The 1856-nt window shown below is 64.4% G+C and carries 2 protein-coding genes; one reads left to right on the top strand and one right to left on the bottom strand.

What is annotated here, in order from left to right; genetic code table 11:
• Positions 1-54: 54 nt before the first annotated feature.
• On the bottom strand, positions 55-1161 hold the full coding sequence (locus tag ON45_RS17765) for a hypothetical protein (RefSeq protein ID WP_051063317.1): 1107 nt from the start codon (positions 1159-1161) through the stop codon (positions 55-57).
• 168 nt (positions 1162-1329) lie between these two features.
• Here ON45_RS17765 and ON45_RS17760 point away from each other — a divergent pair, with 168 nt between their 5' ends.
• The gene (locus ON45_RS17760) at positions 1330-1728 is read left to right on the top strand and encodes an SHOCT domain-containing protein (protein ID WP_040495649.1); all 399 of its coding nucleotides are present in this window, start codon (positions 1330-1332) and stop codon (positions 1726-1728) included.
• Positions 1729-1856 lie beyond the last annotated feature (128 nt).

Genomic DNA, 1856 nt, shown 5'->3' with positions numbered 1-1856 from the left:
CGCTCCGTGCGCGAACTGTTCACGAGAACGGCGAACCCCCGCTCCTGGCGGTCGTCAGCTCATGTCGATCGACCCGTACCCGGCCGAACGCAGTGGCCGGTAGCGGTCGTACAACGTGATGACGAGCGTCAGCAGCAGGAGCAGGAACAGCCCCGCGGGAACGTTCACGTCGCGACTGCCGAAAACCAGTTCGAACACGATCACGATCACGGCGTTGATCGACACCATCGCCAGGAACGAGCCTCCCGCCGCCGCCCACGATCGGCCGCGTGCGGCCAGCCACTGACTGACGACAGCGTTCGCGACCACGACCAGCGAGACCGTCAGTACGACTCCGAGCGGGGTCAGCTCGGTGTTGGGGATGACCTGCGAGAAGATGATCGCGATCAACGCCGTCAGGGCCGCTTTCTCGGCGAGGTCCCACTCGAACACTCGGGTTCGCTGCGGTCCGGCATCGAGGCGCGTGCTCGTGCGATGTCGGTCGACGTCGACGCTGAAGGGCCAGTCGGGACGCGGCGCGGCACCGATCGCCCAGCGGACTGCGAGGACGATCGCCACGACGAGCACGGCGAGCAGCACGAGGAACCAGAGGTTCTCGCCGATCGCCGTCCCCCACGACGTTTCGACGCTCACCCCGAACACGTCCTCCTTCATGAAGTCGGTGAAGTCGAGTTGGGCGATGTGAATCCACCACTCCTGGGGGAGCTTCACGACGATCCAGATGAACGCGGCCAGTCCGATCACCTGTCGATGGCTGAGCCGGCGCGGATCCCAGGCGAGTCGCACGACCTCGTAGCAGATGAAGAAGTACTCGAAGGTGTTCGGGAAGACGAGCAACAGTGCCCGCTCCTGTGTCAACTCGAATGCCACGACGCCGACGAGGCGGTAGTACCAGAGGAACTGAGCGACCCGGGCGGCGAACGGGTCGGCCCAGTTGCGAAACGTCGAGAGGTACGCGATGGCGAGGTAGTAGACGTCGAGCGCCTTGTCGTACCCCTGATAGCCCTCGAGGTCGAGGTCCGTGTTGTTCTGGAAGATCGTCTGGTCGGCCGCATCGATCACCAGCGCCGCGACGATCGCCGGCAGCGGGAATCGAAAGATCAGCAGCGGCACTCCGAGACGCAGCGCGAGGACGGCCACGAAGATCAGTTCATCGCTCACGGTCAACCTCCGCCCGGCCGTCGTCGATCGACCGATGTCGAACCGGCACGGGGCGAAGGTACTGCCTCACGTCGCCATTGCGTTGCACCTGCTCGATCTGGTGTGTGCCATCCTGGGCACGACTCAACGGCGGCGAACGACTCGTCGTCATCTACAGAGAGGCATCCGATGCTTGCGTATGACTATCCGATTCTGGGCGTGTTCTGGACCCTGTTCATGTGGTTCATCTGGATCGCCTGGTTCGTGCTGCTGTTCCGCGTCATCGCGGACATCTTCCGAAGTGGAGATCTGGGGGGATGGGGGAAAGCGCTGTGGCTGATCCTGGTCATCCTGGTGCCGTTCCTCGGCGTGTTCGTCTACGTGATCGCGCGCGGACACGGAATGACGGACCGTGACGTTCAGCGCGCCCAGGCGAGTGAGGCAGCGTTCCGTTCCTACGTCCAGGACACCGCCGGAACGGCCGGAGGCGGAACTGCCGACGAACTCACGAAACTCGCGCAGCTCCGCGACAGCGGAGTGATCACCGCCGAAGAGTTCGATCAGCAGAAGGCCAAGCTCCTGACGTGACCGGTTGCGGCCGTGTCGACTGGGTCGGACCCAGGCGACACGGCCCGCCGACGCCCTCGCGACAGCGATGGACGTGCGGGCATTCCTCGTGATCTCCTCCGGCGCTCCGTGCGCGAACTGTTCACGAG

Origin of the sequence: Ilumatobacter nonamiensis YM16-303 (genome assembly GCF_000350145.1) — a bacterium.
Taxonomy (GTDB): Bacteria; Actinomycetota; Acidimicrobiia; order Acidimicrobiales; family Ilumatobacteraceae; genus Ilumatobacter_A; species Ilumatobacter_A nonamiensis.
Note: the sequence above shows the minus strand (reverse complement) of the source record. Positions and strands in the feature narration are given on the sequence as shown.

Bases quoted from the DNA above. Each gene is read 5' to 3' on its own strand.
- ON45_RS17760 (WP_040495649.1), top strand. From the start codon at position 1,330: ATGCTTGCGTATGACTATCCGATTCTGGGCGTGTTCTGGACCCTGTTC.